22 protein-coding genes and 1 pseudogene are annotated in these 26,609 nt (G+C 58.9%); 15 read left to right on the plus strand and 8 right to left on the minus strand.

Annotated elements, in window-relative coordinates; translation table 11 throughout:
- Positions 1–39: 39 nt before the first annotated feature.
- The 8 genes from DJ563_RS06520 to DJ563_RS06555 all read left to right on the plus strand — a co-directional run bounded on the left by DJ563_RS06520 (position 40) and on the right by DJ563_RS06555 (position 11,261).
- On the plus strand, positions 40–1,602 hold the full coding sequence (locus DJ563_RS06520; protein ID WP_434519083.1) for a PucR family transcriptional regulator: 1,563 nt from the start codon (positions 40–42) through the stop codon (positions 1,600–1,602).
- A gap of 124 nt (positions 1,603–1,726) precedes the next feature.
- Positions 1,727–3,010 carry a 4-aminobutyrate--2-oxoglutarate transaminase gene (gene gabT, locus DJ563_RS06525; RefSeq protein ID WP_033697808.1) on the plus strand — a complete coding sequence of 428 codons (1,284 nt, stop codon included), beginning with the start codon at positions 1,727–1,729 and terminating at the stop codon, positions 3,008–3,010.
- Positions 3,011–3,191: 181 nt separating this feature from the next.
- Positions 3,192–4,601, plus strand: a complete 1,410-nt coding sequence (locus tag DJ563_RS06530; RefSeq protein ID WP_274100266.1) for an amino acid permease — start codon at positions 3,192–3,194, stop codon at positions 4,599–4,601.
- 69 nt (positions 4,602–4,670) lie between these two features.
- Positions 4,671–6,146 (plus strand): NAD-dependent succinate-semialdehyde dehydrogenase, encoded by a 1,476-nt coding sequence (locus DJ563_RS06535; RefSeq protein WP_434519084.1) that lies wholly within the window; start codon positions 4,671–4,673, stop codon positions 6,144–6,146.
- A 195-nt stretch (positions 6,147–6,341) separates the two neighbouring features.
- Positions 6,342–6,932 carry a hypothetical protein gene (locus tag DJ563_RS06540; protein WP_434519085.1) on the plus strand — a complete coding sequence of 197 codons (591 nt, stop codon included), beginning with the start codon at positions 6,342–6,344 and terminating at the stop codon, positions 6,930–6,932.
- Positions 6,929–7,921 (plus strand): hypothetical protein, encoded by a 993-nt coding sequence (locus DJ563_RS06545; protein WP_434519086.1) that lies wholly within the window; start codon positions 6,929–6,931, stop codon positions 7,919–7,921. Before DJ563_RS06540 ends, DJ563_RS06545 begins: the two co-directional genes overlap by 4 nt.
- 29 nt (positions 7,922–7,950) lie before the next feature.
- Positions 7,951–9,576 carry a serine protease gene (locus tag DJ563_RS06550; protein ID WP_274100262.1) on the plus strand — a complete coding sequence of 542 codons (1,626 nt, stop codon included), beginning with the start codon at positions 7,951–7,953 and terminating at the stop codon, positions 9,574–9,576.
- Positions 9,577–9,677: 101 nt separating this feature from the next.
- Complete coding sequence (locus DJ563_RS06555) at positions 9,678–11,261, plus strand: toll/interleukin-1 receptor domain-containing protein (RefSeq protein WP_434519087.1); 1,584 nt, start codon at positions 9,678–9,680, stop codon at positions 11,259–11,261.
- A 302-nt stretch (positions 11,262–11,563) separates the two neighbouring features.
- On the opposite strand, the gene DJ563_RS06560 is transcribed toward DJ563_RS06555, so the two are convergent.
- The 3 genes from DJ563_RS06560 to DJ563_RS06570 form a co-directional block, all read right to left on the minus strand.
- The gene (locus DJ563_RS06560) at positions 11,564–12,355 is read right to left on the minus strand and encodes an NYN domain-containing protein (RefSeq protein ID WP_033697820.1); all 792 of its coding nucleotides are present in this window, start codon (positions 12,353–12,355) and stop codon (positions 11,564–11,566) included.
- Positions 12,356–12,446: 91 nt separating this feature from the next.
- Positions 12,447–13,073, minus strand: a complete 627-nt coding sequence (locus DJ563_RS06565) for a histidine phosphatase family protein (RefSeq protein ID WP_434519701.1) — start codon at positions 13,071–13,073, stop codon at positions 12,447–12,449.
- A gap of 51 nt (positions 13,074–13,124) precedes the next feature.
- Positions 13,125–14,072 carry an AraC family transcriptional regulator N-terminal domain-containing protein gene (locus DJ563_RS06570; protein WP_434519088.1) on the minus strand — a complete coding sequence of 316 codons (948 nt, stop codon included), beginning with the start codon at positions 14,070–14,072 and terminating at the stop codon, positions 13,125–13,127.
- A gap of 278 nt (positions 14,073–14,350) precedes the next feature.
- Here DJ563_RS06570 and DJ563_RS06575 point away from each other — a divergent pair, with 278 nt between their 5' ends.
- Complete coding sequence (locus tag DJ563_RS06575; protein WP_274100212.1) at positions 14,351–15,463, plus strand: MFS transporter; 1,113 nt, start codon at positions 14,351–14,353, stop codon at positions 15,461–15,463.
- A gap of 184 nt (positions 15,464–15,647) precedes the next feature.
- On the opposite strand, the gene DJ563_RS06580 is transcribed toward DJ563_RS06575, so the two are convergent.
- Both DJ563_RS06580 and DJ563_RS06585 read right to left on the minus strand, forming a co-directional pair.
- Entirely contained in the window at positions 15,648–16,655 is a 1,008-nt protein-coding gene (locus DJ563_RS06580) for a zinc-binding alcohol dehydrogenase family protein (RefSeq protein ID WP_434519089.1), read from the minus strand.
- A gap of 124 nt (positions 16,656–16,779) precedes the next feature.
- Entirely contained in the window at positions 16,780–17,577 is a 798-nt protein-coding gene (locus tag DJ563_RS06585) for an SDR family NAD(P)-dependent oxidoreductase (RefSeq protein ID WP_434519090.1), read from the minus strand.
- A 106-nt stretch (positions 17,578–17,683) separates the two neighbouring features.
- Between DJ563_RS06585 and DJ563_RS06590 the strand changes: the two genes are divergently transcribed.
- Together DJ563_RS06590 and DJ563_RS06595 are read left to right on the plus strand one after the other, a co-directional pair.
- Positions 17,684–18,634 carry a GlxA family transcriptional regulator gene (locus tag DJ563_RS06590; protein ID WP_033697826.1) on the plus strand — a complete coding sequence of 317 codons (951 nt, stop codon included), beginning with the start codon at positions 17,684–17,686 and terminating at the stop codon, positions 18,632–18,634.
- 65 nt (positions 18,635–18,699) lie between these two features.
- Positions 18,700–19,002 carry a hypothetical protein gene (locus DJ563_RS06595; protein ID WP_277604287.1) on the plus strand — a complete coding sequence of 101 codons (303 nt, stop codon included), beginning with the start codon at positions 18,700–18,702 and terminating at the stop codon, positions 19,000–19,002.
- A gap of 56 nt (positions 19,003–19,058) precedes the next feature.
- On the opposite strand, the pseudogene DJ563_RS06600 reads toward DJ563_RS06595, so the two are convergent.
- Positions 19,059–19,268 (minus strand): annotated as a pseudogene (locus DJ563_RS06600) (transposase); the annotation flags it as partial.
- A 448-nt stretch (positions 19,269–19,716) separates the two neighbouring features.
- Between DJ563_RS06600 and rfaD the strand changes: the two are divergent.
- Entirely contained in the window at positions 19,717–20,757 is a 1,041-nt protein-coding gene (gene rfaD, locus DJ563_RS06605) for an ADP-glyceromanno-heptose 6-epimerase (RefSeq protein WP_434519091.1), read from the plus strand.
- 147 nt (positions 20,758–20,904) lie between these two features.
- Here rfaD and DJ563_RS06610 read toward each other — a convergent pair whose 3' ends face one another.
- The gene (locus DJ563_RS06610; RefSeq protein WP_434519092.1) at positions 20,905–22,119 is read right to left on the minus strand and encodes a type II toxin-antitoxin system HipA family toxin; all 1,215 of its coding nucleotides are present in this window, start codon (positions 22,117–22,119) and stop codon (positions 20,905–20,907) included.
- A complete protein-coding gene (locus tag DJ563_RS06615) occupies positions 22,119–22,463 on the minus strand; it encodes a transcriptional regulator (protein ID WP_274100630.1) in 345 nt (114 codons plus the stop codon). Before DJ563_RS06615 ends, DJ563_RS06610 begins: the two co-directional genes overlap by 1 nt.
- Before the next feature lie 288 nt (positions 22,464–22,751).
- Between DJ563_RS06615 and DJ563_RS06620 the strand changes: the two genes are divergently transcribed.
- From DJ563_RS06620 to DJ563_RS06630, 3 genes are read left to right on the plus strand one after another with little or no spacing between them, the layout of a single operon-like run.
- Positions 22,752–24,353, plus strand: coding sequence for a mechanosensitive ion channel family protein (locus DJ563_RS06620; RefSeq protein ID WP_434519093.1), 1,602 nt, complete (start codon positions 22,752–22,754; stop codon positions 24,351–24,353).
- A gap of 13 nt (positions 24,354–24,366) precedes the next feature.
- Positions 24,367–25,707, plus strand: a complete 1,341-nt coding sequence (gene potE / locus DJ563_RS06625; RefSeq protein WP_434519094.1) for a putrescine-ornithine antiporter — start codon at positions 24,367–24,369, stop codon at positions 25,705–25,707.
- Entirely contained in the window at positions 25,704–26,609 is a 906-nt protein-coding gene (locus DJ563_RS06630; protein WP_274100409.1) for an amino acid ABC transporter substrate-binding protein, read from the plus strand. Before potE ends, DJ563_RS06630 begins: the two co-directional genes overlap by 4 nt.

Genomic DNA, 26,609 nt, shown 5'->3' on the forward strand with positions numbered 1-26,609 from the left:
AGCTGTCGTGTGGTTATTTCTGAGTGGGATTGATAGGTCATGAAGCTCGATGCAGCGATAGGTAACACTGTGCTTCGCGAGGCCACTGTGGTGGCCGGCGAAACAGCCATGGATCGCGAAATCACCTGGGTTCACATCGTCGATCACCCCGAGATCACCAATTGGTTGAAGCCTGGCGAGCTTCTGTTGACCACCGGCTACAACTGGCCAGTAGACGACGAAGAATGCCGTGTGATGGTGCGCCGGCTGAGTGAAATCGGTTTGGCGGGGGTGGTGCTGGCTGTTCCGCATTTTCGCGAGCATTTCACCCAGGCCGCCATTGACGAAGCGAACCGCTGCGACTTGCCACTGCTCGAGTTGCCGTGGGAGATCCAGTTCAGCGAGATCATGCACGATGTGCTGGCCCGGATCATCAACATCCAGGCCGAGACCATTCGCCGCTCAGACCATATCCATCGCACGTTGACCGAGGCTGCCCTGGAGGGCAACAACCTGGAGGGCTTGGCCAAGGCGCTGAAATCCGCCCTGGACAAGCATGCAACCGTGGTCTCTGCGGATGGCACTGTTCTGGGGGCCTCCGACCCCGCGGTCGACGCGCTGGCCGAGCGCGCACTGATCAAGAAAATCACCGAGCTGGACTCGCTCACGGGCTTTTTCGATGCCACCACGGCAAAAGTCGTGACGCAGGGCGTGCAGCGCCCCAGGCTGGGCGGTGCCATCAGGCTTCGTGGAGAAGTGGTGGGCATTGTCTGGCTGCACGGGGAGGAAGGGGCGTTTGAGGAGCTGGAGTCTCGAGCGCTCGAACACGCCTCGGTGATTGCGGCGTTGCACCTTGCCTACCAGCGTCAGTTGTCCGACCAGGAAACCCGCTTAGGTTATGCATTCGTCGCGGGGTTGCTGGAGGGCAAGTTCTCTGCCACGCCAAGTGCCATAGAGCGGGCGCAAGTTTCGGGATGGGGCGAAAACAGGGACTACCGGGTTTGTCTGGTGTTGTTGAATGAACCGATCCCGTTGTCGGTGGAAGGCTTCAACCGGCGCTCGCGAATTGCCGAGCGTATTGCCCAGTCGATGCAGGGCATGGGCATCGCGCCGCTCATGTCCGTCTCGCTGAACCAGGTCAGCTTCTTGCTCCCGGCAGAAAACGCCCCAGACGCCATCTGGAGGTCGGTGCGCACAGAAGGTAGCGCGATGGCCGTCAGCCGCGTGCACCAGGGGGTGACGGGTATGGCTCAAGGGGCAGAAGACGTGCTGGCGCTGCTGCCGCTGCTCAAGCCCGGAAAGCTGCATGACTTCGACGAGGTGCTATTCCCTCGCGCCTTGATGGGGGACTCGGATGCCCGTCGCTTGCTGATGGAAAAGCTGATCGAGCCGCTCGGCAACCCCAAGCGCGGCAATGCCCTGATAGACACTGTACTGACCTTGGCCAGAGAAGGCTTTCAACTACTCAATACGGCCAAGGCACTGGATATTCATATCAGTACGCTGCGGTACCGGGTCGAGCGGATCGAGTCGATGCTGAATATCTCGCTCGACAATCCAGACGACAAGTTCAAATTGCAGGTGGCGGCGCAGATGTACGTGTTGGCAACGGATGATAAGTAAAAGCGTTGAATTGGCTTTTCCTGCTTTGAGCAGGATTAGTTTGCGCGCGCTTCCTACTTCCTGGTTGTAGTTGGAGGGAAGGGCAGTGGTTAGCATTAAACACTGACACATAAAGGTGAATGCTATGTCCTCTCAACAAAAATTGTCTGTATCGGCGCGTGCCCAGCATGTTTCCAACGGTGTTGCAGTCGCTCACCCCATTACGGTGAGCCGCGCTGCGGGTGCCTACCTATGGGATGATCAAGGTAAGAAATACCTGGATTTCGTGGGTGGCATAGGCGTGTTGAACGTGGGGCACAATCACCCGCGTGTGGTCGAAGCGGTACGCAAGCAGTTGGACACCTTCTCGCATATCTGCTTCCAGGTTGCGGCTTACGACCAATACACCGATCTGGCTGCGAAGCTGAATAACCTGGTTGGCGGCCCAGAGCACTACAAGTCGGTGTTCCTGACCACCGGTGCCGAAGCGGTTGAGAACGCCATCAAGATCGCGCGGGGCTACACCAACCGCCCAGGTGTGATCGCATTCCGCGGCGGTTTCCACGGCCGTACCTTGATGGGCATGACCCTGACCGGCATGAGCCAGCCGTACCGCCAGAACTTCGGCCCTTACGCGCCGGACATCTACCACACCCCGTACCCGAACGAATACCGAGGCATCACCACCGAGAAAGCGCTGGTGGCCCTGCAGGAGGTATTCGACACGCAGATCGCTGCTGATCGTGTTGCGGCAATCATCATCGAGCCAGTACAGGGTGACGGTGGCTTTATCGCAGCGCCCGTCGAGTTCATGCGTGCACTGCGCAAGAAAACCGAAGAACTGGGCATCGTGCTGATCTGCGATGAAATCCAGACCGGCTTTGGCCGTACCGGCAAAATGTTTGGCTTCGAGCACGCCGGCATCCAGCCTGACCTGGTAACCGTTGCCAAGAGCCTGGCCGGCGGCTTGCCGATCTCGGGCGTTGTCGGCCGTGCCCGAATCATGGATGCCCCGCAGCCAGGCGGCCTGGGCGGCACCTACGGTGGCAACCCACTGGGCTGCGCCGCTGCCCTGGAAGTGATCAAGATCTTCGAGTCCGAGAACCTGACCGAGCGTAGCCGCGCTATTGGTGCGCAACTGCTGGAAGGCTTCAAGCAACTTGAGGGCCGTTTCAACAGCATCGGCCACGTACGCGCCATTGGTGCCATGGCAGCGGTCGAGTTCGTTTCCAATCGCGACAGCAAAGAGCCGGATGCGGCGATGGCGCAGCGCGTGATTGACGCTGCCCGTGAAGAGGGCCTGCTGCTCATCAAATGTGGTGTGTACCGCAACGTGGTTCGCTTTATCTGCCCGTTGGTGATCACTGAACAGGACGTTGCCAAGGCACTTGGCATGTTCGAGCGTGCACTGGTTGCCGCACAAGCCTGAGTCCGACTGCTTGCCGGTGAAGGGATTGAACGGATCATTCTGTTCACGTTCACCGACTTGAACTTGCCCCCTCCCTGCAGGGGGCTACCACACCGCAAGTTAATCAAACAGCGTGCCGGGAAGGGGGTTGGCGGTTTCTCGCGCGTCAATGTTCCCGTCAATTAATAGAGGTGCCTCGATCATGAATACAAGTATAAGTATCGATAAACCGAACACCCATGACAGCCAACTAAAGGCGGGCCTGAAGTCCCGGCATCTGACAATGATGTCGATCGCAGGGGTCATTGGTGGCTCATTGTTCGTAGGGTCGGGGAGTATCATTCACAGCGCGGGGCCAGCCGCCGTTCTTGCCTTTCTGGTTGGCGGCATTCTGATGATGCTGATCATGCGAATGCTGGGGGAAATGGCAACGTCATCGCCAGATACTGGGTCATTCTCGACCTACGCCGACCGCGCCATTGGTCGCTGGGCCGGGTTTACCATTGGGTGGCTGTACTGGGGTTACTGGGTCAGCCTGATGGCGTGGGAAGCGTACGTTGCCGGCAAAATCCTCAACGGCTGGTTTCCATCGATCAGCATCAATGTCTTTGTGCTGGCAACGACCCTGGTTTTGCTCAGTATCAACTTCTTCAATGTGAAGAACTACGGTGAATTCGAGTTCTGGTTCGCCTTGATCAAAGTGGTGGCGATCTTCTGCTTCCTGATTGTGTGCGGCCTGGCCGTGACCAACCTCTGGACGCTGGGGGAGGTGAGCGGCATCAGTAATCTGACCGCGCATGGCTTTATGCCAAACGGCATAGACCCCGTCGTCGGCGCAATGCTCGGGGTGATGTTTGCATTCCTGGGGGCAGAGATTGCGACCATTGCAGCGTCAGAGTCTGCAAACCCCTCGCAGCAGATCATCAAGACGACGAAGTCGGTTGTCTGGCGTGTAGGGCTGTTTTACGTGGGGTCGATCTTCCTGATTGTATGCCTGGTGCCGTGGAATGACCCCATGCTGGGCGTGTCGGGCTATGGCTCGTACCGCCGGACACTGGAGCTGCTTGGGGTGCCTGGTGCAGAAGTGCTGATGAACTTCGTGGTGCTGACCTCGGTGAGCAGTTGCCTGATTTCTGCGCACTACACCGCCTCGCGCATGCTCTTCTCCTTGGCCACCCGCGGTGACGCGCCTGCGTTCTTCAAGTTCACCAAGGCCGGAACGGGCATCCCGGTCTACGCGATTATTGGCTCGTGCCTGGTGGCTGTGATTCTGGCACTGATCAACTTTAGTGAGGCGCTGCGGCCCAAGGATGTACTGGATACGCTGATGAACATGACCGGCACTATTGCACTGCTGGTTTACCTGGTCATCGCCTGCTCTCAACTGAAGATGCGACGCAAGTTGGAACTCAAAGGCAGTGACATCCCGTTGAAGATGTGGCTGTTCCCTTGGCTGACCTGGGCGGTGATCGTGTTCATCGTGGTTTGCCTGGGGGTGATGTCGTTCATGCCTGACTACCAGGTGCTGGTGGTGTCTACGGGCAGTGCAGGGCTGGCGTTGGTGCTTATCGGAATCGTGCATCAGATTCGATGCAATCGCTTAAAGCGATAGTTACTGGGCACGCGCGGTGTCGCGGCCTGTCGGCTTAGTTGCGAAGTCTACTACTCAATTGGGGGTTTTATGAGCTTTAAACTGCAGCGCGAAGCGTTGATGGTTACCAAGAACTATATTGCGGGTGTGTGGCAAGATGCCGTATCGGGCGCCACCCTACCGGTCAATAACCCGGCGACTGGGGAGCCTGTTGCCTGGGTTGCAAACAGCGACGAAAAAGATGCTCAAGCCGCCGTTGAAGCGGCAGCCGCCGCTTTTGAAGCTTGGCGCGCCACGCCCGCCAAACAACGCGCTGTCATTTTGAAACGCTGGAATGACCTGATCATGGCGAACGCCGATGATCTGGGCAAAATCATTTCCTCTGAACAAGGCAAACCTCTTGCGGAAGCCATTGGTGAAATCGCTTACGCCGCCAGTTATGTCGAGTGGTTTGCAGAAGAAGCGACGCGCGCGAACGGCGACATCATTCCTCAGGCGGTGCGTGGCCGTAAAATGACAGCCTACTGGGAGCCTGTGGGTATCGTCGCTGCCATCACGCCCTGGAACTTCCCCGCCGCGATGATTGCCCGGAAAATCGCGCCTGCACTGGCTGCCGGTTGTACCGTCGTGTGTAAACCCGCAGCAGAAACCCCACTCACTGCGTTGGCCTTGGTCAAGCTTGCGCAAGAGGCGGGCGTGCCGGCAGGTGTGCTGAATATCGTCAACACCCTCTCGTCAAAGACAGTTGCCGATGTGTGGCTGGACGATGCGCGCGTTCGTAAAATCACCTTCACCGGCTCGACCCCCGTGGGTAAGCACCTTGCCCACGAATCCTCCCGTACCCTGAAAAAGCTGGCGTTGGAGTTGGGTGGTAACGCTCCGTTCATCGTGTTCGAAGATGCCGATGTCGATGCTGCGGTAGAAGGCTTGATGGTTGCCAAGTTCCGTAACGGCGGCCAAACCTGCGTGTGCCCCAACCGTGTCTACGTTCAGTCGAAGATCTACGGCAGGTTTCTGGAGAAGCTGGCAGCCCGCGTAGCAGCCCTGGTCGTCGGCCCGGCGAGCGATCCGGCGTCGCAGATCGGGCCAATGATCAACGCCAAAGCCATCGCCAAAATCGAAGAGCACGTTGACGATGCCGTTGCCCGGGGCGCCCGAGTGCTGACCGGCGGCAAGCGCCTGTTCACCGAACAGCGCGCCGAGTCCACATACTACGCGCCAACCGTTCTGGCCGACGTAGACCGCGCTGCCAAGTGCTTCCATGAGGAAACCTTCGGGCCCGTCGCGCCGATCACTCAATTCGACACCGAGGAGGAAGTCATCAAGATGGCCAACGACTCGCCGTTCGGGTTGGCAGCCTACTTCTATACCAACGACCTGCGCCGTGTGCACCGCGTTACCGATGCGCTGGAGTGCGGCATTGTCGGAGTGAACGAAGGCGCGCTGGCTGCCGAAGCTGCGCCGTTCGGCGGGGTGAAGGACTCGGGTTATGGCCGCGAAGGCTCCGTTCACGGCCTGGCGGAATACATGCACATCAAGTATGTGTGCCAGGGTGGCCTGGATTAATACCTCAAACGTGGTGGGTTAGTGTGTGCTGCGTTGGGCCTTCATTGCGAAGGCCTTAACCAGCTTGGTAAGTTGCAGAACTTTCGGTTTAGTGCTTTCGTCAAGTAATTGACCCATGCCGGTTTTCATAACGATCAAATTGAAACCGGCAGGCCTTGCCCCAGCGCACGGGGTTTTCGCCAAGAGATCCACTCCATGGACGCACAAGCAGCGGTCGACGGCATTCGCTCCCTCGGCGAGAAGCGAGTGGTGACCTTTCTGGGTTTTTCCGACGCGGGCTATGAGGATGAAGCTCGAGCCCGGGAGGTGTTGCTGGCAGAGCTCGCGACCTTCGACCCTCGGGATACCATCGTGTGCTCGGGTGCCACTGCGCAAGGCATTGGCATGGTCTATCCACTGGCACTGCGTAAAGGGTTTCGCACCGTAGGTATCGTCTCGTCGCGGGCGCGCGCCGAGGGGGTGCTGTTTTCCAAGGATTGCGAGCGTGTGTTCATGGTGGACGACCCTACCTGGGGTGGCATGCAGCCCAATGAACATCTGTCCTCCACCTCACAGGCCATGGTCGATGCCAGTGACGTGATGATCGCCATCGGCGGCGGCGCGATCGCCCGCGACGAACTCGTAGCAGGCCACAGCAAAGGCAAACTCGTCCGTTTTTATCCTGCAGACATGAATCATGCTCGCGCCATGGCGAATGCCATCAAAGAAGGCGGGCCGGCCCCACGGTCGTTCTGCGGCGACGCCCAGGCGCTGTTCCAGTGCACAGGTGGGGAGGAAGGAGCATGAGGAGATATGCGGTCGTCTTTGTGCATGGGCTGGCAAAGAAGCCTTCGCCTGAAAAGCTTGAGGAAATCTGGCGTTGGGGGCTGGAACGAGCGGACACGCCTGCACCTTTTCATGGCCACAACCCAGGGATCGACCTCGACACCCAGGGCGTGCCAGGCCTGTTCAACTACTATGCAGACGTATTCTACGGCACCGATTACGAAACAGATCTCGATGCGTTTTATGAGTCCAGGGACGGTTCTGTCGTTGACCTGGGGAGCCTGCACCAGATAGCAGGCGAGCTTGCCATCCCGACGCCTGCCAATGAAAAAGAAGCAAGGTTCCTTGCTGAGGTGGAGCGCAAGATGCGCGAGGCGCCTTTCCCACCCGAGCCGCCGTGCCTTGTAGCCCATCCAGCTGCACAGCAACCTACGCAATTGGAGATCGCCTCGTGGCTGCCGGGGCCTGTGAAGGAGGCCATCATCAAAAAAGCGGCGATGGAAGCGTATTACTTCCTGTTCAACAAGGACTATGCGCGGCCAGCCGATGGCGTGATCTTCAAGGTGCGTGATGAGCTGCGCCAGCGCCTGATCGATGACTTGAGAAAAGCGGCGGAGCAGGCCAACAAGCTGGTGCTGGTAACTCATAGCATGGGCACGATGATCGCCTACGACGTTCTGCGCAACTGCAAGCAATGCCCTCCGGTGGAGGTGCTGTTCACCCTTGGATCGCCGCTGGGCATCACCGAAGTGCAGGAGCAACTGCGGGCCGATGGGCTGCCACACGTCGATTTCCCACCTGGGCTCGGTCGATGGATCAACGTCTACGACCCCCTCGACCCCATCTGTGGTGCTGACCCGAGAATGGACGATTTCCGCCCCACGCAGGGGCGTAGGGTGGAGGATGTTAGAGAGAGCAACTGGGGAAACTGGCGCCATACAGTCACCCACTATTTTGCCGGCAGGCAGTTCCGCTCATTGCTGATGCATACCCTCGGGATATCACGCTGATGTCGCCCATGTCAGCGGGTGAACTCGCCATGGCCCTGAAACGTGGCGAGTTTCCCAACCCACCGTTGCAGTTGCTGACGCACGCTGTGCATTTGCTCGCTGACGAGGTGCTCGATGGCAAGCAGGCTTCGCGCAAGAGCGTCCGCGAGGCCATGGACCTGCTGCGCAGGCACCGCCATTTCGAACATGTGCACGAGTTAGGCGTCGCCTGGCACGATACCTTCGGTTGCGACGCCATGATCCAGCGCCTGCTCGCCCAGGCGAAGGTGGAGCTTGGCGCTCTGGAAGGGGCCGACGATCTGCTCGACGAAGCCGACCAAATGGCGATCAGGCACCCGACAGACTTGGAATACCAGGCAGAGGAGAAGGACTACAACGCGTTGCGCGGGCGTATCCGCAAGCAACGGTTTGTGCTGACGGACAATGTGAACGTACTCGCCGAGTCAATCGCTTACTACCAGAAGAAGCAGCTAGCGCAACCAAGCTTCTTCCTCGACGTGAATGTACTGGCGCTGCGGGTACGCCTGCACGATCGGATAGCACAGCCGATCCAGGTACTCATCGAGTTGGCCCACGATGTTTTGAAGCAGGCAACCGTCGCTATACGAACCAAGCCTGCCGACCCATGGGCGCTGGCAACTGCGTCCGAAGCGTGCCTTGCCTTGAGTCGCTTCCTGCCGGACGAGAGCTGGTGCGACTGGGCCGAATTGTGGTTGTACCGGTTCTTGGCGCACCCGAAATGCGGCCCGTTCGAGATGGAGAGCTATTTTCGCCAGGTGCGCGAAATCTGGAGTGGAGCCCCACTGGACGAATCCACGTGTGCGGGGCGCTTGGCCAGGATCTTTGAACGGCACATGCTGCGCACTCAGCGCCGTTGGTCCGTGGACGCCCGTCAGTTGCAATGGCTTCAACAAAATCCCGAAGAGCTCGAAAAGAACTTTTGCGGTGAAAAGTCGTTCACGGTTGCCGACATCCGCAAGATGCTCGCGCTCGCACCTAACATCGGTTGCGTGACGAACGACAAAGGGGTGCGTATGGGCACCGGTTTCCTGGTGCAGGGTTCAGCTTTCGGCGATGACGGCTTGCTGTTCATCACCAATGCCCACGTGATCAGCGATACCTTGACCAAAGCGATACGCGGCAGCGATGCACGCGTCACCTTCGAGACGGAGGCAGACGGCAGCGTGCCCCCCTGTCTGGTGCAAGCGATCCTGTTCAATTCGGAGCCAGGGCAACTGGGTAACGTGAAGGAGGCGCCGGGCAAGCTGGATGTTAGCGTCTGCCGCCTGAGCCGCACGCCAAACGGTGCTGCTGGCCTCCCGGTGGCGCCGACTGTCCCTTGGCCCTCACCGCGAACCAAAGCTTTCGTCGTCGGTCACCCGCGAGCCGGCGAACTGCAGTTCTCGCTTCAAGACAGCGTGCTGCTCGACGTCTGCGGCAACGAGCGACTGATGCACTACCGCACGCCGACCGACCCGGGTAGCTCCGGCAGCCCGGTGTTCAACAGGGACTGGGAAGTCATAGCGCTGCATCACGCGGGCTCGCAGACATGCCCGCGTTTGTCAGGCTCAGGCTTCTATGAAGCGAATGAAGGCATCACGCTGCAGGCGATCCGACAGCATTGGAAAGGCATGGCAACTGATTCGCTTGGATAAACCGCTACGACTAGCGTGTGGGTTATTCAGCTCATGCCGTGCCATGCGGTTACATCAGTCACCCGGTGGACGCTACCCAGGCATTGGGTAGGTAGGCTCAGATGGCATCGATCTTCATCAGCTATCGTCGCAAAGACTATACGGCCGGAGTCAGCGCCCTCGAGCAGCACCTGCGCGGTTATTTCGGGCAAGCGTCAGTTGTGCTCGATCAGGATGGCTTTCTCGGCGGCACGGACTGGCAAGCGGAGATGAGGGCAGCGGTCATACAAAGCAGTGTGGTTATTTGCGCAGTGGGTGATAGCTGGAGCGAACCGTCGTTACGCGAAAGCGGCCCGGACTACCTGCATGAAGAACTCAATATTGCCCGAAGCCTTGGCAAGCCAATTATTCCCGTGGTGGTTGGCAGCGGCGTGGGGAAATCAGCCCTGACCGAGCTACCCGCAGCCATTGCCTGGCTCGCAAAACTGCATGCGGTCGACTGCACAGGCCCTGAGCTGGGGCGAATCAAGGCGCTCGAACGTGCCATCGGCAGCAATGTTCTGGCCGCTACAGGGGCAGGAGGGGCATCGATCGGGGCGATGGTTGCCGATCTTTTCTACAGCCTCCTGTACCCAGTGAGTGCAGGGGGCATTGCATTACGAGGTACGGCATCAGGCATGACATCGGCTTTGCTTGGGGTCAGCCTCTCGGCAGTTGGCCTGCTGATGCTGTCCATGGTGCTGAGGGAAGACTTCGATGCATTGGTGCCTTTGGGTAATATCCTCGGAGTGGTTGTCATCTTTGTTGGCCTGGTCTACGGGCTCGCATCTTTGATTACCCGCTTTGGGCCTGCCAGGGCCCACCCTCGTGGGCGATTTACATACGCGTTGAGATTCTGTGCAGCCATCATCACGTGCGGGGTCCTTTACTTCACAGTATGGGTCAGCTTTTTCCCGGATGGCTTCTTCACGCAAATGATGAACGCGCTGGAGGAGGGCGGTGCAGCGGAATTGAAGACAGCAGAGGAGATCAACAACTTTCCTCCTCATTTGATGGTTGTGATGGCCGTGTTCAATCTTGGCTTGATTTTCCATCTGCTCTATATCACTTGGGGCTTTGTTCGCAGCATTGCGGCAGTGGTGAGAACAGGCCGGCTGCCTGCATTCCTGTTGTTCGTATCGTTGATAATGGCGATAGGCATCATGGGCTGGATCAGTTACTCGATGAGCGCCGAAACGCCCGCGCCGAGCAAGAAACCGGTTCGGATAGCAAGTCAAATGCCACGCGAGTTTTCATTTTCGAATGGGTCCGACAAACTGACCGTAGCGGGCACCGAGTTGATGCCCCTGAAAATCCGAGCCAACGGAGACATGCGCTTCGAGAACAATATCGTGATTCTGGACTCCAAAGAGTTGGTGGTCGAAAACCGCACCGACGCATCAGTCATCGTGGATCGTATTCACTTTACGCTGGGACGGCGTGTGGACGGAAAGTTCTCATGGACTGATCCCGTCCCCTACAGTAACGAGGTCGCGTTCGGCGCGATCGACGGGCATGGCGAGCGTCGCCTTGAAAACTTTACCCTGCGAGCACGACTGCATCCCACAATGAAGCCTGGAGAAACCGTGCTGACAGTCTGGGTGACTATTAACGGTAAAGCCGAGCAACCGATTGGCGATGGTAGTGACGCGATCTTGCGTTGGTGAAAGGTAGGTTCTGCGGAGCCTTACCTTTGTCATCGAGCGCCCTTCAAGCCCTTCTTCGGCGAACAAGGCATCGCCCTGTGACCCTCTGCGGTCCCTTGTAGGAGCGGCCTTGCCGGGGCGCCGGACCGGTCGGAAAGGGGCGCGCAGCGGCCCCAGATTGGTGCGTCACCGCTGATAGTGCCGGGGCTGCTTTGCAGCCCTTTCGCGACGCAAGGCCGCTCCTACAACGGGCGTCGCTCGCCAAGGTGCAGAAGGCGCCCAGCTCGCCGGCTTCGAAACAGGACCTCCTGATTACAATGGCATCACTTGCTGGGTGGCTTGTGCCGGGCGTACATCGCGGTACCCCCAGCAGATGCACCGCGAGCTTGTAGTTCGAACGTCTGCGGGTATGCCTTGATCAGGTCGCTCAGCTTCTTGAAACCATGGGTACGCGGGTCAAACTCCGGGCGAAGCTTCGAGATGTTCGTACCCAACACACTTAAATGTGCCCAGCCATCCTCATCAGCAATATCGTCCAGAATCTTGGTAATGAAACCGATGGGCGCCTTGGGCTTCTTGGGCTTTTCTGCCGCCACCGGTTTTGCATCAGGCGTCACGGAGGACTCGACAGACGCCTCGGCATTGGGCGACTGAGCGGCTTCGTCACGCAGCAATTCGATGTAGATGAACTTGTCGCAAGCGGCCACAAAGGGCTTGGGCGTTTTTTCCTCACCAAACCCGTAAACCGTCAAGCCTTCCTCCCGCAGCCTTGAGGCCAGGCGTGTGAAGTCGCTGTCGCTGGACACCAGGCAAAAGCCATTGAAGCGCCGGGTGTAGAGCAAATCCATGGCGTCGATGATGAGCGAGCTGTCGGTGGCGTTCTTGCCCTTGGTATAGGCAAATTGCTGGATGGGTTGGATCGAATGGTCGAGCAGCACTTTTTTCCAGCCACCGAGTTGCGGGCCAGTCCAGTCACCGTAGATCCGCTTGACGCTGGCAACACCGTACTTGGCGATCTCTTCGAAAAGCCCCTCTACGATCGCAGCTGGCGCATTGTCGGCGTCAATCAGTACTGCTAAGTGTTTTTGCGTGGTGGTAGAACTGTGTGTAGCCATGGTCATCCTTGGGGCATGAAAAGAAGCTGTTCTCAGTCATTCTGGCTGCATTGCACCAACTGCCGCAGCTTAATCGCTTTTCGCGACTCGGTCATACAAAGGCGCGCCGGGCCGTACAGGATGGTTTTTCGGCATTGAGTACCAGCTCAAGCCCCCAGCCATTTTGAATGTGGTTCGCGATCTCAAATTCGCGCCAGTGAGTCATTGCCTGGCCATCGATCATGCGTGGTTCACACTCGATCAGCCAAGCCACGGCATTGACGAACTGACCATGGGAAAACACCAGAATGTCTTGTGCCGGGTGCAAGGCCAGGCGATCCAAGAACGACCGCGCGCGCTCAATAAATGCGAGGAACGACTCTGCGCCTTCTCCGTCGACGTGGGAAGGATCAGCTTTAGCCCAATACAGGTCGACCCAAGCTTTTCGTTGAGCAACCGTAGTGTTCACGCAATTCGCAGGCGCGAGGTAGGTGAATTCTTCGATGGGCCATGTCTCGCAGGTAACGCTGGGGAACACTGAAATCGTGGCATCCGCGGTTGCTTGAGCGCGTGAGAAGGGTGACGCAACGATCAATCCAGGCGCCTTGCTGATTGACCTGGCTACGCGCGCTGCTTGATCGCGGCCCTTATCAGTCAGTGGGATGGTCGCGTGATCCAGGGTGGCTGCGCCGGCATTCGCCGCGCTTTCTCCATGACGTATGAGGCGGACGATCTTCATTTTACCGGTGGAGTACAAATGTTCTCCTCCTTGTAGGTGAGTGCTCAAGGTTCAGGGCAGGCTGGGCGTGGTGGCGCCTGATCGTTGCGCACCTAGGCGCAACCCTGCGATGTCGCGCTTTGGCGGCGTGCCGAACTGCCGCCCATACTCGCGGCTGAACTGCGAGGGGCTTTCATAGCCGACTTTGAAGGCAGCGGTGGCGGCATCCAGATGCTCGTTGAGCATCAACCGTTTCGCCTCGTTCAACCTCAACCATTTCTGGTACTGCAGCGGGCTCATCGCGGTGAGCTGGCGGAAGTGATGATGGAAGGTCGAGAGCCCCATTTGCACCTGGGAGGCCAGCTCGTCCACCCGCAGCGGGGCGGCGTAGTTCAGCTTCATCCAGTCGATGGCCTTGGCTATTCGGTGCCCCTTGCTGCCCACGGAAGCGATGTAGCGCAGGAGAGGGGCCTGGTCACTGAGCAATAGCCGGTAGTGGATTTCTCGCTGAATGAGCGGCCAGAGGGTAGGGATCGCATCGGGCTCTTCCAGCAACTCGATCAGGCGGGTGAAGCTCTGCAGCAGCTTCGGGCTGAGTTCACCCACTCCCGCGCTGGTATGAAAGGCCTGACCGCTCAAGGGAAGACGACCATCTTGCGCGATCAATTCCGCCAGCGTGCGCAGGTCGAGCCTGAACACCAGGCCAAGACAGGGGGCTGCCTCGCTGGCCATCGTCACCGCCGAGTTGGCGGGGATATTCAGTGAAGTGACCAGGAAGCGGCTCGTGTCGTAGGGGAACACGTCGCTGCCAATGACCATCTCTTTGGCGCCCTGGGCGACCAGCACGATGCTCGGCTCAACGATGCACGTGATCGGCGGGGCCGGTGCATGACGTCGGTAGACGCCGAGCGCTGCAATGCGCGTCGCGAAATCGCCAGCGGTAGGCGCATGGGCGCCGATGACCCTGCACAGCGTGGCCATTGGGTTAGAGGGAGAGGGCGGTTGTGGGCTGGCGTGCATAGGAAGCATCCGATGATCTCGTGGGAAAACACTACGCGTGCGCTGCCTGAGCTGTCCATGCCCGGTCAGCACGGCTTGGAGATTTAGGCAAGAAAACTAGCCATTTGCTCTACTGGTAGGCCGGTTTACGCGAGGAAGATGGCAGTTCATTCACTGCGGGAGCCGCGGACATGCCCCATGGAGCGAACAGTTTGTACAAGCGTGAGCCGGTTTCGCTCGAACGGGATTCACTACCCCTTCAACATTCAAGCCGCCAGGTTTGGAGTGCTGTCCTGGCGATGTCACTCTGTGCCTTCGCCCTGGTGGCGTCCGAATTTTTGCCAGTGAGCTTGCTCACCCCCATTGCATCCGATTTGTCGCTGACTGAAGGCCAGGCCGGGCAGGCCATTTCAATCTCGGGCTTCTTCGCCGTGATCACTAGCCTGTTGCTGGCCACCCTGACCCAGGGGATCGACCGCAAGCCTGTGCTACTGGCCACAACGGCGCTGATGCTGATTTCCGGAGGGATGGTGGCATACGCCCCGGACTACCTGACGTTGATGGTGGGGCGCGCCGTGCTCGGGATTGCCATCGGTGGTTACTGGTCGATGTCCACAGCGGTGATGATGCGCATCGCACCCAAAGCGCTCGTTCCCAAGGCCATTGCCGTGATGCAGGGCGGTACCGCACTGGCCACGGCAGTCGCGGCTCCGGTCGGGAGTTATTTGGGCGGCATCATTGGCTGGAGAGGAGCATTTTTTTGCGTGGTGCCGTTGGCCGCGTTGGCGTTGATCTGGCAAGCGTTCACGCTGCCGGCAATGCCGAGTGAGCGCGCTAAGTTATCGGCCACCGGCTCGCTGCGCTTGCTGGGAGACAGCAGGGTCGCGCTCGGCATGGCCGCCGTTGCCTTCCTCTTTATGGGGCAGTTCACACTGTTCACTTATCTGCGGCCCTTCCTGGAAACGGTCACGCAGGTGGATGTGCCTACGCTCTCGCTGCTCCTGCTGATCATTGGCGCCGCAGGATTGGTAGGCACTGTGTTGGTGGGCGCCCTCGTTGCACGACATCTGAATCGGGTGCTAATGGGGATACCGTTGATCATGACCGCCATCGCATTCGCCGTGATCGCGGTGGGTAGCTGGGTCGTTCCAGTCGCCGTTCTGCTGGGTTTCTGGGGGCTGATCGCTACCTGTGCTCCCGTGGGATGGTTCACCTGGTTGGCCAGGGCACTGCCGCGCGATGCTGAAGCCGGGGGTGGCCTGATGGTCGCGGTGATTCAGTTGGCTATTACTGTAGGGGCAACGGTAGGCGGCGTGCTGTACGACGGGATGGGCTATCAAGCTACGTTCGTAGCCAGCGGAGTATTTTTGCTTGTTGCAGCTGTGCTGAGCGCTATGACCCGCCGCAAGTAAGCCAGTACCGGCTAAATGCCGGTGAGATTTTGCGGGCAAAAGAAAGCCCGCTGCTAGGCGGGCAAGGTCTATCACACGTAGGGATAGCTTCAGGTTCTCTCAAACCACGTGAAAATTGAGTGAAAGAAACGTTCTCATGATGTGATGGCCGCATCTTAAAGATGAGGGCAGACCGGTGTAGCCATCAAAAGGCTTCCAGGACAATCTTGCCGCGTGCCTTGCCACTTTCGATTACGGCGTGCGCGCGCTTGAGATTATCGGCGTTGATCGTGCCGAAGTGCTCACCCACGGTGGTTTTGAGTACACCGTCATCGATCAGCTTTGAAACACGCTCGAGCAATTGGTGCTGCTTGATCATGTCCTCGGTTTTGTACAACGAACGTGTGAACATCAGCTCCCAGTGCAGTGACAGCGACTTGCGTTTGAGTGGCATTACATCCAGCTGTGCGGGGTCGTCGATCAGCGCCAGTTTGCCTTGTGGACGAAGCACTTCCACCAACTGCGCAAGGTAGGTGTCGGTGTGCGTCAGGCTGATCACATAATCGACCGTATCGAGCCCGAGCGCTTGCAACTGAGGCGCGATCGGCTTGGAGTGGTCGATGACATGATGGGCACCCAGTTCCTTGACCCACGCCTGGGTCTCAGGCCTTGAGGCGGTGCCGATGACGGTCAGCTGCGTGAGCTTGCTGGCCAGCTGAACCAAAATCGAACCCACCCCGCCAGCCGCGCCGATAACCAAAAGGCTTTGGCCTTTACCTGCATTTTCGACAACGCCCAAGCGGTCAAACAGCAGCTCCCACGCGGTAATCGAGGTCAGGGGGAGGGCAGCGGCACTCGCATTATCCAAGCTGCGAGGCTTGTGCCCGACGATGCGTTCATCCACTACGTGAAGCTCACTGTAGGTGCCCTGGCGGTCGATAGCACCGGCGTAGAAAACCTCATCGCCCGGTTGGAACAACGTCACTTCAGCACCTACCTCACGGACGACGCCGACGGCATCCCAGCCCAGCACTTGTGGTTGCTCACCGCCACGGCTTGCACGGATCTTCGTATCAACCGGGTTGACGGCGATAGCCTTGACCTCGACAAGGAGGTCCCGGGCACCGGGTGTCGGGGTGGGCAGCTGCGTGTCGTACAGCGATTGAGCGTCTTGGATCGGCAAACCGGGTTGGGTGTAGACGACGGCCTTCATTGGTTTGACTCTCTGATTGAATGTGGGTTAAGGCTAGACGTTTCGATTCACTCAAGAAATAGCCTGAATGGAGTAAGACTTTGTCGCCTGTGGTGAAAATGGTGGGTAGCGTTTGACCTGCTGATCATTTGGCGTTGTAACGCGGAGCAAGCAGATTGCTGGAAAGCTGACTGAACATGGCCTGTCGGCTGGCTTCGTAGCGTTCGAAAGCTTGCAAGTCATGCATCGAGGGGATGGAGATCAACACACTGTCGTCGAAATCCTGCAGGGCTCCGTCCACCAGGTCTTGGGCCGACATCACGATGCCCGGATCGAGGTTCTCGACAGGCAAGCCACCGATCTGCCAGAAGTCGGTGGCTGTGGCCCCTGGTAGCACCGCCTGGATTTTGATGCCTTTATCTGCTAGCTCCTTGTGCAGGGACTGAGTGAACGCGGTCACATAGGCCTTGCTGCCGCCATACACGCCATTGAGCAGTTCTGGCGCCAGGCTCACGATGGACGAGATATTGATGACGGCGCCGTGCTTGCGAGCGGTAAATCCTGGGATGGCGGCGTAGGTAAGGCGGGTGAGGGCGGTCACGTTGAGGGTGATCATTTCGGCCATGCGCTCGACATCACTTTCCAGCAGGCTGGTGTGGGTGCCGATGCCTGCGTTGTTCACGAGCAGGCTGATGCTGGCGTCTTCACGCAGTTTGCGTTCTACCTTGGCGAGGTCATCTGCCTTGGCGAGGTCTGCCGGAAACACCTCTACGTTCTGCCGGGTTTCGCTGGTGAGCCGGCTGGCCAAGGTGTTGAGGCGCTCCCGGTTACGGGCGACCAGCACCAAGTCGTAACCCCGGCGGGCCAAGCGTTCTGCGTAGATCGATCCGATTCCGGTGGAGGCGCCGGTGATGAGGGCGGTGCCCTTGAATTGCTGCGTCATGGTGATGCTCCGGTGTTTGGGTGTGGAGCCATGATGCAGAATAGCGCTGTTGTCTTAAACGACGCATATAATACGGTTTTAGGACATCGAACAGTGGAGCTCTACCATGCACCGGGTCGGCTACCTTATTACCGAAGGTTTCCAGGTCATGTCGCTGGCAACGCAGGCGGTATTCGAGTTCGCCAACATCGTCGCGGGCGAAACGGTTTACAGAATCCAGAATTTCTCCATGGAGGGTGGCACGGTGCGCTCTTCTCTGGGGATGTACATGGATACGCTTCCTCTTGGGGCTCCTGGTTTGGCCGATACCTGGATGATTACGGGGACTTTGACGCCATTGACGCCTCCTGGTGCAGACGTGCTGGCCAGTGTGCGGGGCTTTGTCGACGGCGCACGGCGCACTGCGGGCCTTTGTACGGGCTGTTTTGTGTTGGCTCAGGCAGGCGTGCTGGATTATCGGCGTGCAACGACGCATTGGGCCTATGCGAAAAAGCTGCGCGAGCTGCATCCGAAGATTGAAGTCGAAGAAGATCGGATATTCATTGTGGACGGGCAGATCTGGACGTCCGCCGGCATGACCGCTGCCCTGGATATGGCGCTGGGTATGGTGGAAAAAGACCTGGGAGCCGAAATGGCCAGGTCCGTGGCGCGCAAGCTCGTGATGCATCAGCGCCGCTCGGGTGGGCAATCCCAACACTCCGAACTGCTGACGCTTGCACCGAAGTCGGATCGGATTCAAAGCGCTCTGGATTACGCTCGCAAAAATTTGAGTCGTCCGTTGAGTGTTGAGGAACTCGCTGAAGTTGTGCACCTGAGCCCCCGGCAGTTCACCCGCGTGTTCACCGCCGAGACCGGGCAATCACCGGCCAAGGCCATAGAGCGTCTTCGTCTTGAGGCTGCCCGATTGATGATTGAGCAGAGCCGACACAGCCTGGATGTGGTGGCTAAAGAAACTGGTTTTAGGGATCGTCGGCATATGCGCGAGGTATTCATCCGCGGATTCGGCGTACCGCCACAAGCGGTGCGAAGGGATGCACGGCGGGTGGTACCTGCTTAAGAAGCGGTGCTAAACGGTTATGTGTGTGCGCCAATCGCGACTTTAGTCAGTGGAGGAAGTTTGTGATGACAGTTTCGGAATTGATGGTACTGGCGCGGGAAGCACCTCAGGATCTGCTGTGTTGGTCGAGCTTCGTAGCGCAGACCGAATTCGCCTGGCAAAACTCAATCTTGGTGTCAGATGCAGAAAGGTGGCAGACCCTTTGGTTTGAGATGGAAATTGTAAATGCGCTGGCATTGGCCGAGTGGGAGGATGATGGGCGTCCTTGCGATTGGTCTGGCCGTTGGCGCGAAGGGTACGAACAGGATGCGAAAGCGTTAGTTTCGGAGCTGCTGCCACTGCTTGTTAGCCCTGAGGCAAAGGCGTGATGCGGCGCAATGAGCTGCGGCGGCTCATTAGGGGGCGATTGGATGTCTCGCTCTTACGTCACGCTCTTGAGTTCAGCGCGTAGCTTGCGCAGTTCGGCCTGCCGATCGTCGTCTTGCTGACGCTTGCTATAGTCCTTGATCCAGGCGTAAAGGCTGTGCACGGACATGCCCAGGCGCTGGGCGACATCGGCGACAGATTTGCCTTTTTCGGTCACTTGCTTGACCGCTTCGATCTTGAATTCTTCGGGGTAACGCTGACGACTCATGGCACCTCCTATTTGGGCCTCATTATGAGGCTTGGAGGTGTCTAGGAAACCAGGGGCGATTCAAACCTGTAAGGCCTGACAATCAAATATCGAAAATTTTTGAAGGAAAGTGCGCCGATTAATTTTCGACAATTAGCAGTGAGACGAAAGCCGGCGCAGCGAGAAATCCATTCCTGTGAGGGTTGCGAAGGAAATGGCGTACCGCCGATTAATTTTCAACGCCGACAAGTGACATTGGACACACAGGTAAAGCGCACCTCCAGACACACCATTTAACATAATATGCATTATGCGCACCTTCATATTCCAGCTAGCGCCCGAGTGTGCCCAGATCTGAAAGCAGCCAACACCGAATTCCGACAAACCCTCACATCCTTTGACCCCGATTAATACCCCTGCAGATTCCCGCCCCTAAGCTGCGGTCTCCGCACCCTCATGGGGATCTGGCATGACCATCATCGTAACTGGCGCCGCGGGATTCATTGGCAGCAACCTCGTACAGGCGCTCAACCACCGCAACGAAACCGAGATCATCGCCGTCGACGACCTGACCGCTGGCGACAAATTTCGCAACCTGGCCGACAGTGAAATTGCCGACTACCTGGACAAGGACGACTTCCTCGAGCGTTTTCGTCGCGGGCAATTTGGCAAGGTGCAAGCCGTGCTGCACCAAGGCGCGTGTTCAAGTACCGTCGAAGCCGATGGCCGTTTCATGATGGCCAACAATTATCGCTTCAGTCGCGATTTACTGGAGATTGCCCAGAGCCAGCAGGTTCCGTTTTTATATGCCTCGTCGGCAGCCGTCTATGGTGCTGGCCAGGCCTTTCGTGAACAACGCGATTGTGAGTGCCCACTGAACGTCTATGGCTACTCCAAGTTCCTGTTCGACCAGCATGTACGCCGGCAGTTGTCGGCCACGCGCAGCCAGGTTGTGGGATTACGCTATTTCAATGTCTACGGGCCCCGCGAGCAGCATAAAGGCGCGATGGCGTCTGTAGCCCTGCATTGTTTCAACCAGTATCAGGCCCACGGGAAAGTCAGCCTGTTCGGCAGCTTCGGCGGTTACCCCAGCGGTGGCCATTTGCGGGATTTCGTTGCAGTGGACGATGTGGTCAAGGCCAATATGTTCTTCCTTGATCACCCGCAAACGAGCGGTATATTCAATGTCGGTAGCGGCCGCGCCCAGTCGTTCAATGACGTGGCCCTGGCAGTGATCAATAGGCTACGCCAGCACCAGGAACGCCCCCCATTGTCCCTGGAGATCGCCCTGCTGGAAGGCATTCTGGAGTACAGCGAATTTCCTGAGCATTTACGTGGCAAGTACCAGTGTTTCACTTGTGCCGATCTGGAACGTTTGCGCGCTGCGGGCTACAAGGCGGCAACATTGACCGTCGAACAAGGTGTGGGCCTCTACTGTGACTGGTTGCAAGGTACGCAAACCTCGCAAACCCCGCAGGCTGGCGCGTCCAGGCAGGCTACGGCTGCTTGATAGTTAGCTGAATGGCACTTTCCTTCCCTGCCACGGGTATCCTTTGGTTAAGGCTGGAACTTAACTACGCTAAATATTCATTTAGTTTAGTTATATTCCAGCATAACTTGTGCTGGGATTTTTATTGATTAAACAGTCCGTACTCGCTCAGCTGAGCATCCGCACCGAACTCGCCGCCTCACACGCCATCCTCAGGTCTTCCCCCGCAAGCAAATGCTGGTAATGCGCCTTCAAGGCCGGCTCCCAGCCCGCCACTTCTTCCAGCACCTGCTCGGCCTGCTCCCGCGTCAAGGCAAAGTGAGCGTGGTGGCTGAGCAGGTTGGCGCGGCTGATCTGGCTGCCCTCACGGCCAACAGCCATAGCCAAGGTTTGTGCCGGCCCTTCTTCGAGCATGGGCAGTACGTCGTACATCGGCGACAGACGCCACCCGCCTGCCACCCAGATCACTGCATGGTTGCGTGGATGGTCGTCAGAGTTCCCCACCAGGGCGTTGTAGCACATGCGTTTGAACAGCTCCTGCAGATCAGCATCGGGCACACCCCGCCGGCGCATTTCATCGGCTACGGCGGCGTAGCGCCAATCCCGATGGTGTGCGCCGTTCCATTCCGAATCCAGCAGGGTCAATGCGCTGAGCATGGGAATGCGTCGGGCGCCCTGCGCAATTGGCGTGCGGTCGAAGCGTTCGATCAGCAAGGTTGAAGGGTTTTCGGCATGCAGCGCGGTTTTTGCCACGTTCAAGCCCTGCCCTGCTGCAAAGGTCATGCAGGCATATTCGATGGAGGGCAGGTCGTAGTGGTCGTAGCGATCACGGGGCTTGGCCAGGATCAGCATGCCGTTGTCCTGCAGCGTGCGTTTGGGGCGCGCGCCGCCCAAGGCGGAACGCTGTTGGCGGACGTTGAGGGTTGCCACCGACTCGGCGTCGAGCTGGCCGTCGTACACCGCCTCGCACGCGGCGACGAATTTGGCCAAGCCTTTCAAGGTGGGTACCGCGCCGTCGCCCAGGCCAGGTGCGGGCATGGTTGCGCCACCCGCCATCAGGTTGCCGACGCGGTCGTTGTTCGGTGACTTGAGTAAGAAGTCGAGGGTGCCCAGTTCCTGGCCGTACGCCCGATGCAGCAGCCGCTCGCCCCAGCCATCAGGCATGGCGTCATTGATGAAGCCGGGTATGCCGCGGTTCTTGGCGATCCCCGTGTAGGGCTCGGCACGCAGGGGGTAATTGATGGGGTCGGGTACCCAGCCACCTCGCGCCACATGGTCAGGCGCATAGAGGAACTCACCGAGCTTGCCTTTGAGGGTCAGCCGGCCAAGCGTGATGACCTCACCCGTCTCGGGGTGATCCATATAGATGTAGGCACGGGACATCAGAATTCCTCGGGCTTGGGTTTTGCCAGCCGCACGCGGCGGGATGCGAGGCTCTGGTGGGCATCGTCGTCATCACTGAAACGGGTGATCTGGGAGGTTTTTTCAATGCCCTCCAGCGAGGCGAAGACCGTGTCGCTGATGCCCAGGCGCCATAACACCAGCATGAAAGAACGCAGGTCCACGAGTGCGGAGCCGCCTTCGATCTTGCGAAGGGTATGCGCGGAGACGCCGATTGCTGCCGTGAGGTCTGATTGGCGTAAACCGAGTGACAGGCGCTTTGCCTTGACCAGAAGCCCTATTTTACTGAGGGTATCGGCGCAGGCGACGGGGAAAAAGTCATTCATAAAGCCTACCAGCACTAACATTAAGTGTCATAAGGCAAACCATAGCACGCATTAAAATTTTTTACGATGCTGATAAAGCTCGTTACCGTAGGCCTTAAAGCCAATAAGGCTTACCTTGGTTGACTTTATAGATTGATGTTTGCTTGGGTGGCTACCCGTGGATGCGATACCGGGCAGGCCAGAAACCCGACTATGCTGGAAGCAGCCCAACCTCGGGTCGCAGGGGAGCGAAGCATGAGGATCATGCGTGGATTCAGGCAAGTGTGTTGGCTGGCTCTGGCGGTACAGATGCTGTGCTCAACCCTCCTCCATGCAGAGGGCCTGGAGCCTTCAGCGACGGCAGCCGATGCTGCCACCCCTGAGCCTGCAGCGCTGCAGATCATCAACCGCACGGTATTTGTCTTTCGGGCCACCTTGCTGGGTGAAACACCACAGGTTCGAGCACTGCGGGCCAAGTCGGCCATTGAAGAAGCGTTGCAGGATGAAGATGACCAGCACATCAGAATCGACGCTATCCTGAACAGCTACCTGGTGCTGCTGGGCGATCGGCGCGCGTTCATCGTCACGCCGCAGGACGCCGCCGCCAACGATATCACCGCGCGCGAAGCCGCCGAGCTGGCCGCAGAGAACCTGCGCCTGGTGGTCGAGGAAACACGCCAGGCGCGCAGCGTGCGTTTTCTGCTCAATGCCGTCGGCTATTCGGCTGCGGCCACCTTGGTGTTCATGCTGCTGGTCAAGGGCGCGCGAGGTGTGCGGCGCAAGCTTTTGGGGCTGCTGCCCAGGCTGATGGGCAAGCATTCCGAGCGTTTCAGGGTGGGTCAAACACCCCTGTTCGACCTGCAGAACCTCTACTACCTGGCCGATCGTTCGCTGTGGCTGGTGTACTGGCTGGTGCTGCTGTTGCTCTGCTACCAGTGGCTGGGCTTCGTGCTGTCGCAGTTCCCTTACACCCGGGCGTGGGGCGAAAGCCTGAATGTCTACCTGATGGAGCTGGTCAGCTACCTGGTCAGCGGCATCCTTCACGCCATCCCCGGGCTTGCCGTTGCCCTGTCGATTTTCTTCATTGCCCGGGGTATCAGCGCGTTTTCCAAGCGGGTGCTGCGGCGCATGGCACGGCCGGGCACGTTGAAGTGGCTCAACGAAGAAACCCTGCAGCCCACCATGCGCCTGACGTCATTGGCGATCTGGCTGTTTGCCCTGGTGATGGCCTACCCGTACCTGCCTGGCTCTGGCACCGATGCGTTCAAGGGCCTGTCGGTACTGCTCGGGCTGATGATTTCGCTCGGTGCCACCAGTGTCGTCGGCCAGGCGGCGGCCGGGCTGATTCTCACCTATACAAGGACGCTGCGCGCCGGGGAGTTCGTGCGCGTGGGCGACTATGAAGGCACGGTGACCGAGGTGGGCATGTTCACCACCACCATCCGCACCGGCCTTGGCGAGGTGTTGACGCTGCCCAATTCGATGATCACGGGCACCGTGACGAAAAACTACTCACGCATCGTCGAGGGGCCAGGCTATGTGGTCGATACGGTGGTGACCATCGGCTACGACACGCCGTGGCGGCAGGTCGAAGCGATGTTGCTGGAGGCGGCCAGGCGTACCGATGGCGTACTGGCAAAGCCCGAACCCCAGGTGTTCCAGACGGCGCTGTCGGATTTTTATCCGGAGTACCGCCTGGTGGCCCAGGCCGTTCCGTCGCAGCCCAGGCCACGCGCCCTCCTCCTCAGCCTGCTGCACGCCAATATCCAGGACGTTTTCAACGAGTACGGCGTGCAGATCATGTCGCCCCACTACCTCGGCGACCCGCTGCAGGCCAAGTGGGTGCCAAGGGAGCAGTGGTACGCCGACCCTGCCAAGCCAGAACATCCGCAGCCAGCCAGCAAGCCTTGAAAGGGAGTTTGCGATGACGGACCCAAGCAAGAAGATGAGCCTGATGGGCCTTACCACGCTGGTGACGGTCAACATGATGGGGTCGGGCATCATCATGCTGCCCACCAACATGGCGCAACTGGGCGCGGTGTCGCTGTTGTCATGGGCCTTCACCGCGATTGGTTCGATGGCCATTGCCTACTGTTTTGCTCAATGCGGCATCTTCTGCCCGCGCTCTGGCGGCTTGTCGGCCTATACCGAAGAAGCCCACGCAAAATCAGGCTTCTTTCTCTGCTCCTACCTGTACTTTCTGTCGCTGGCGATCGCCAACGTGGCGGTGGCAATCTCTGCGGTGGGCTACATGACCGCGTTCGTGCCTTGGTTGGGCACCGGTGCCGTACCGCTGTTCATCGGCACCGTGGGGCTGATCTGGCTGACCATCGTCGCCAACTTTGGCGGCCCGAACATCACCGGCAAGATCGGTGCGATCACGGTCTGGGGTGTCATCATCCCCGTTGCGGGGCTGAGCATCATCGGCTGGTTCTGGTTCAAGCCCGACCTGCTCCAGGCTGCCTGGAACCCCAACGCGTTGCCGCTTTCCGAGGCCATCGGCAAGGCCATACCGCTGACTCTGTGGGCCTTTCTGGGCATGGAGTCGGCAGCCCAGGCGTCTGATGCGGTCGAGAACCCGAAGCGCGACGTGCCGCTGGCATGCCTCTTCGGCACCCTGGGTGCGGCGGTGGTCTATGTGCTTTCGACCACGGTCATCCAGGGCATCATCCCCAACGCTGAACTGGCCAACGCGTCAGCGCCTTTCGCCCTGGTCTACGCGAAGATGTTCAGCCCGCTGGTGGGCAATATCGTCATGGCCTTGGCGGTCATGGCCTGTGTCGGCTCACTGCTGGGCTGGCAGTTCACCCTGGCCCAGACCGCCAAGATGACCGCCGACCAGAACCTTTTTCTCAAGTTGTTTGGCAAGCTCAACAGGTTTGGGGCACCGGTTATTGGCATGATCGTCTGCGGCCTGTTGCAGACTGCAATGGCCGTGTCGACCATTTCACCCAATGCCAGTGCGCAGTTCAGCAAGCTGGTGAACCTTGCTGCGGTGACCAACCTGATCCCCTACGTGACAGCGCTGACCGGGCTACTGGTGATCATGTACAAGGCCAACGTCCCGCCAACGGTGTACTCGCGCAACCTGGTTGTATTGCTGATTGCAGTGTCCTACTCGCTTTACGCGCTGTATGCCTGCGGCATGGAGGCTTTGTTTGGCGGGTTGCTGGTGCTCGCCTTTGGCTACCTGCTGTACGGGTTTCTCGCCAAACGCTTCGTCTACCCGCCAGCTGCCGGCCTGAGCGGAGGGCGCGAGCAATGAAGCCGTTGTCAGCGAAGCTTTTGCGCCTGCTGCTGGCGGGTGCGCTCTCTAGTGTCGCGGTTATTTCCTGGGCCGACACCGTGGAGCGGGTGCGCAGCAGCCATACCCTGACGCTGGGCTACCTGCCTGGGTCAGCACCGTTCAGTGAACTGAACGGCGATACCGTCGAGGGTTACGCCATTGACCTTTGTCTGAAGATCAGTGAACGGGTGAAATCCGAGCTGCAGCAACCCGCGTTGCAGGTGCGGTTTCAGCCCGTGGAAATTGCCCAAGCGGTTGCTGCGGTCAGCTCGGGCAAAGTCGATATCCTCTGCACGCCGACCCCGCAGACGCTGGAGCGGCGCAAAGCAGTGAGCTTTTCGTTGCCGGTATATACCGCGGGGCTCTCGGCTGTGGTCCGCAAGCAGTCACCTGAGCCCTTGCTCAAGGCGCTCAACGGTGAGGTGGCGCATGACGGGCCGACCTGGCGCGCCACGGTCAATCGGGGCCTGGCCAAGCAGACCTATGCCGTATTGGCGGGCAGCGCCACGCAGCAGTGGGTTGGCGAGCAGATGCGGCTGCTTGGCGTGATCGCGACCTTGGTTAGCGTCAAGAGCAATGAGGAAGGCGTACGGCGCGTGGCCGAGGGCGGTGCCGATGCGTTCTTTGCCGACCGTATCCTGCTCAAGACCCACATCGCGTCGGGCTATCCGGACGGCAGCCTATTGCTGCTCGACCGAATCTACGAATATGCGCCGGTTTCGCTGATGATCGCGCGCGGCGATGATGACTTCCGGTTGCTGGTCGATACGGTGCTGAGCGAGATGTACCGATCGGGCGAAATCGAGCAGGCCTACGTCAAATACCTCGGCGGTGTGAGCGACACGGCCAGGCGGTTGTTCAAGGTTTATGCATTGCCCTGA

Origin of the sequence: Pseudomonas sp. NFX1, assembly GCF_051123555.1 — a bacterium.
GTDB lineage: Bacteria > Pseudomonadota > Gammaproteobacteria > Pseudomonadales > Pseudomonadaceae > Aquipseudomonas > Aquipseudomonas capeferrum.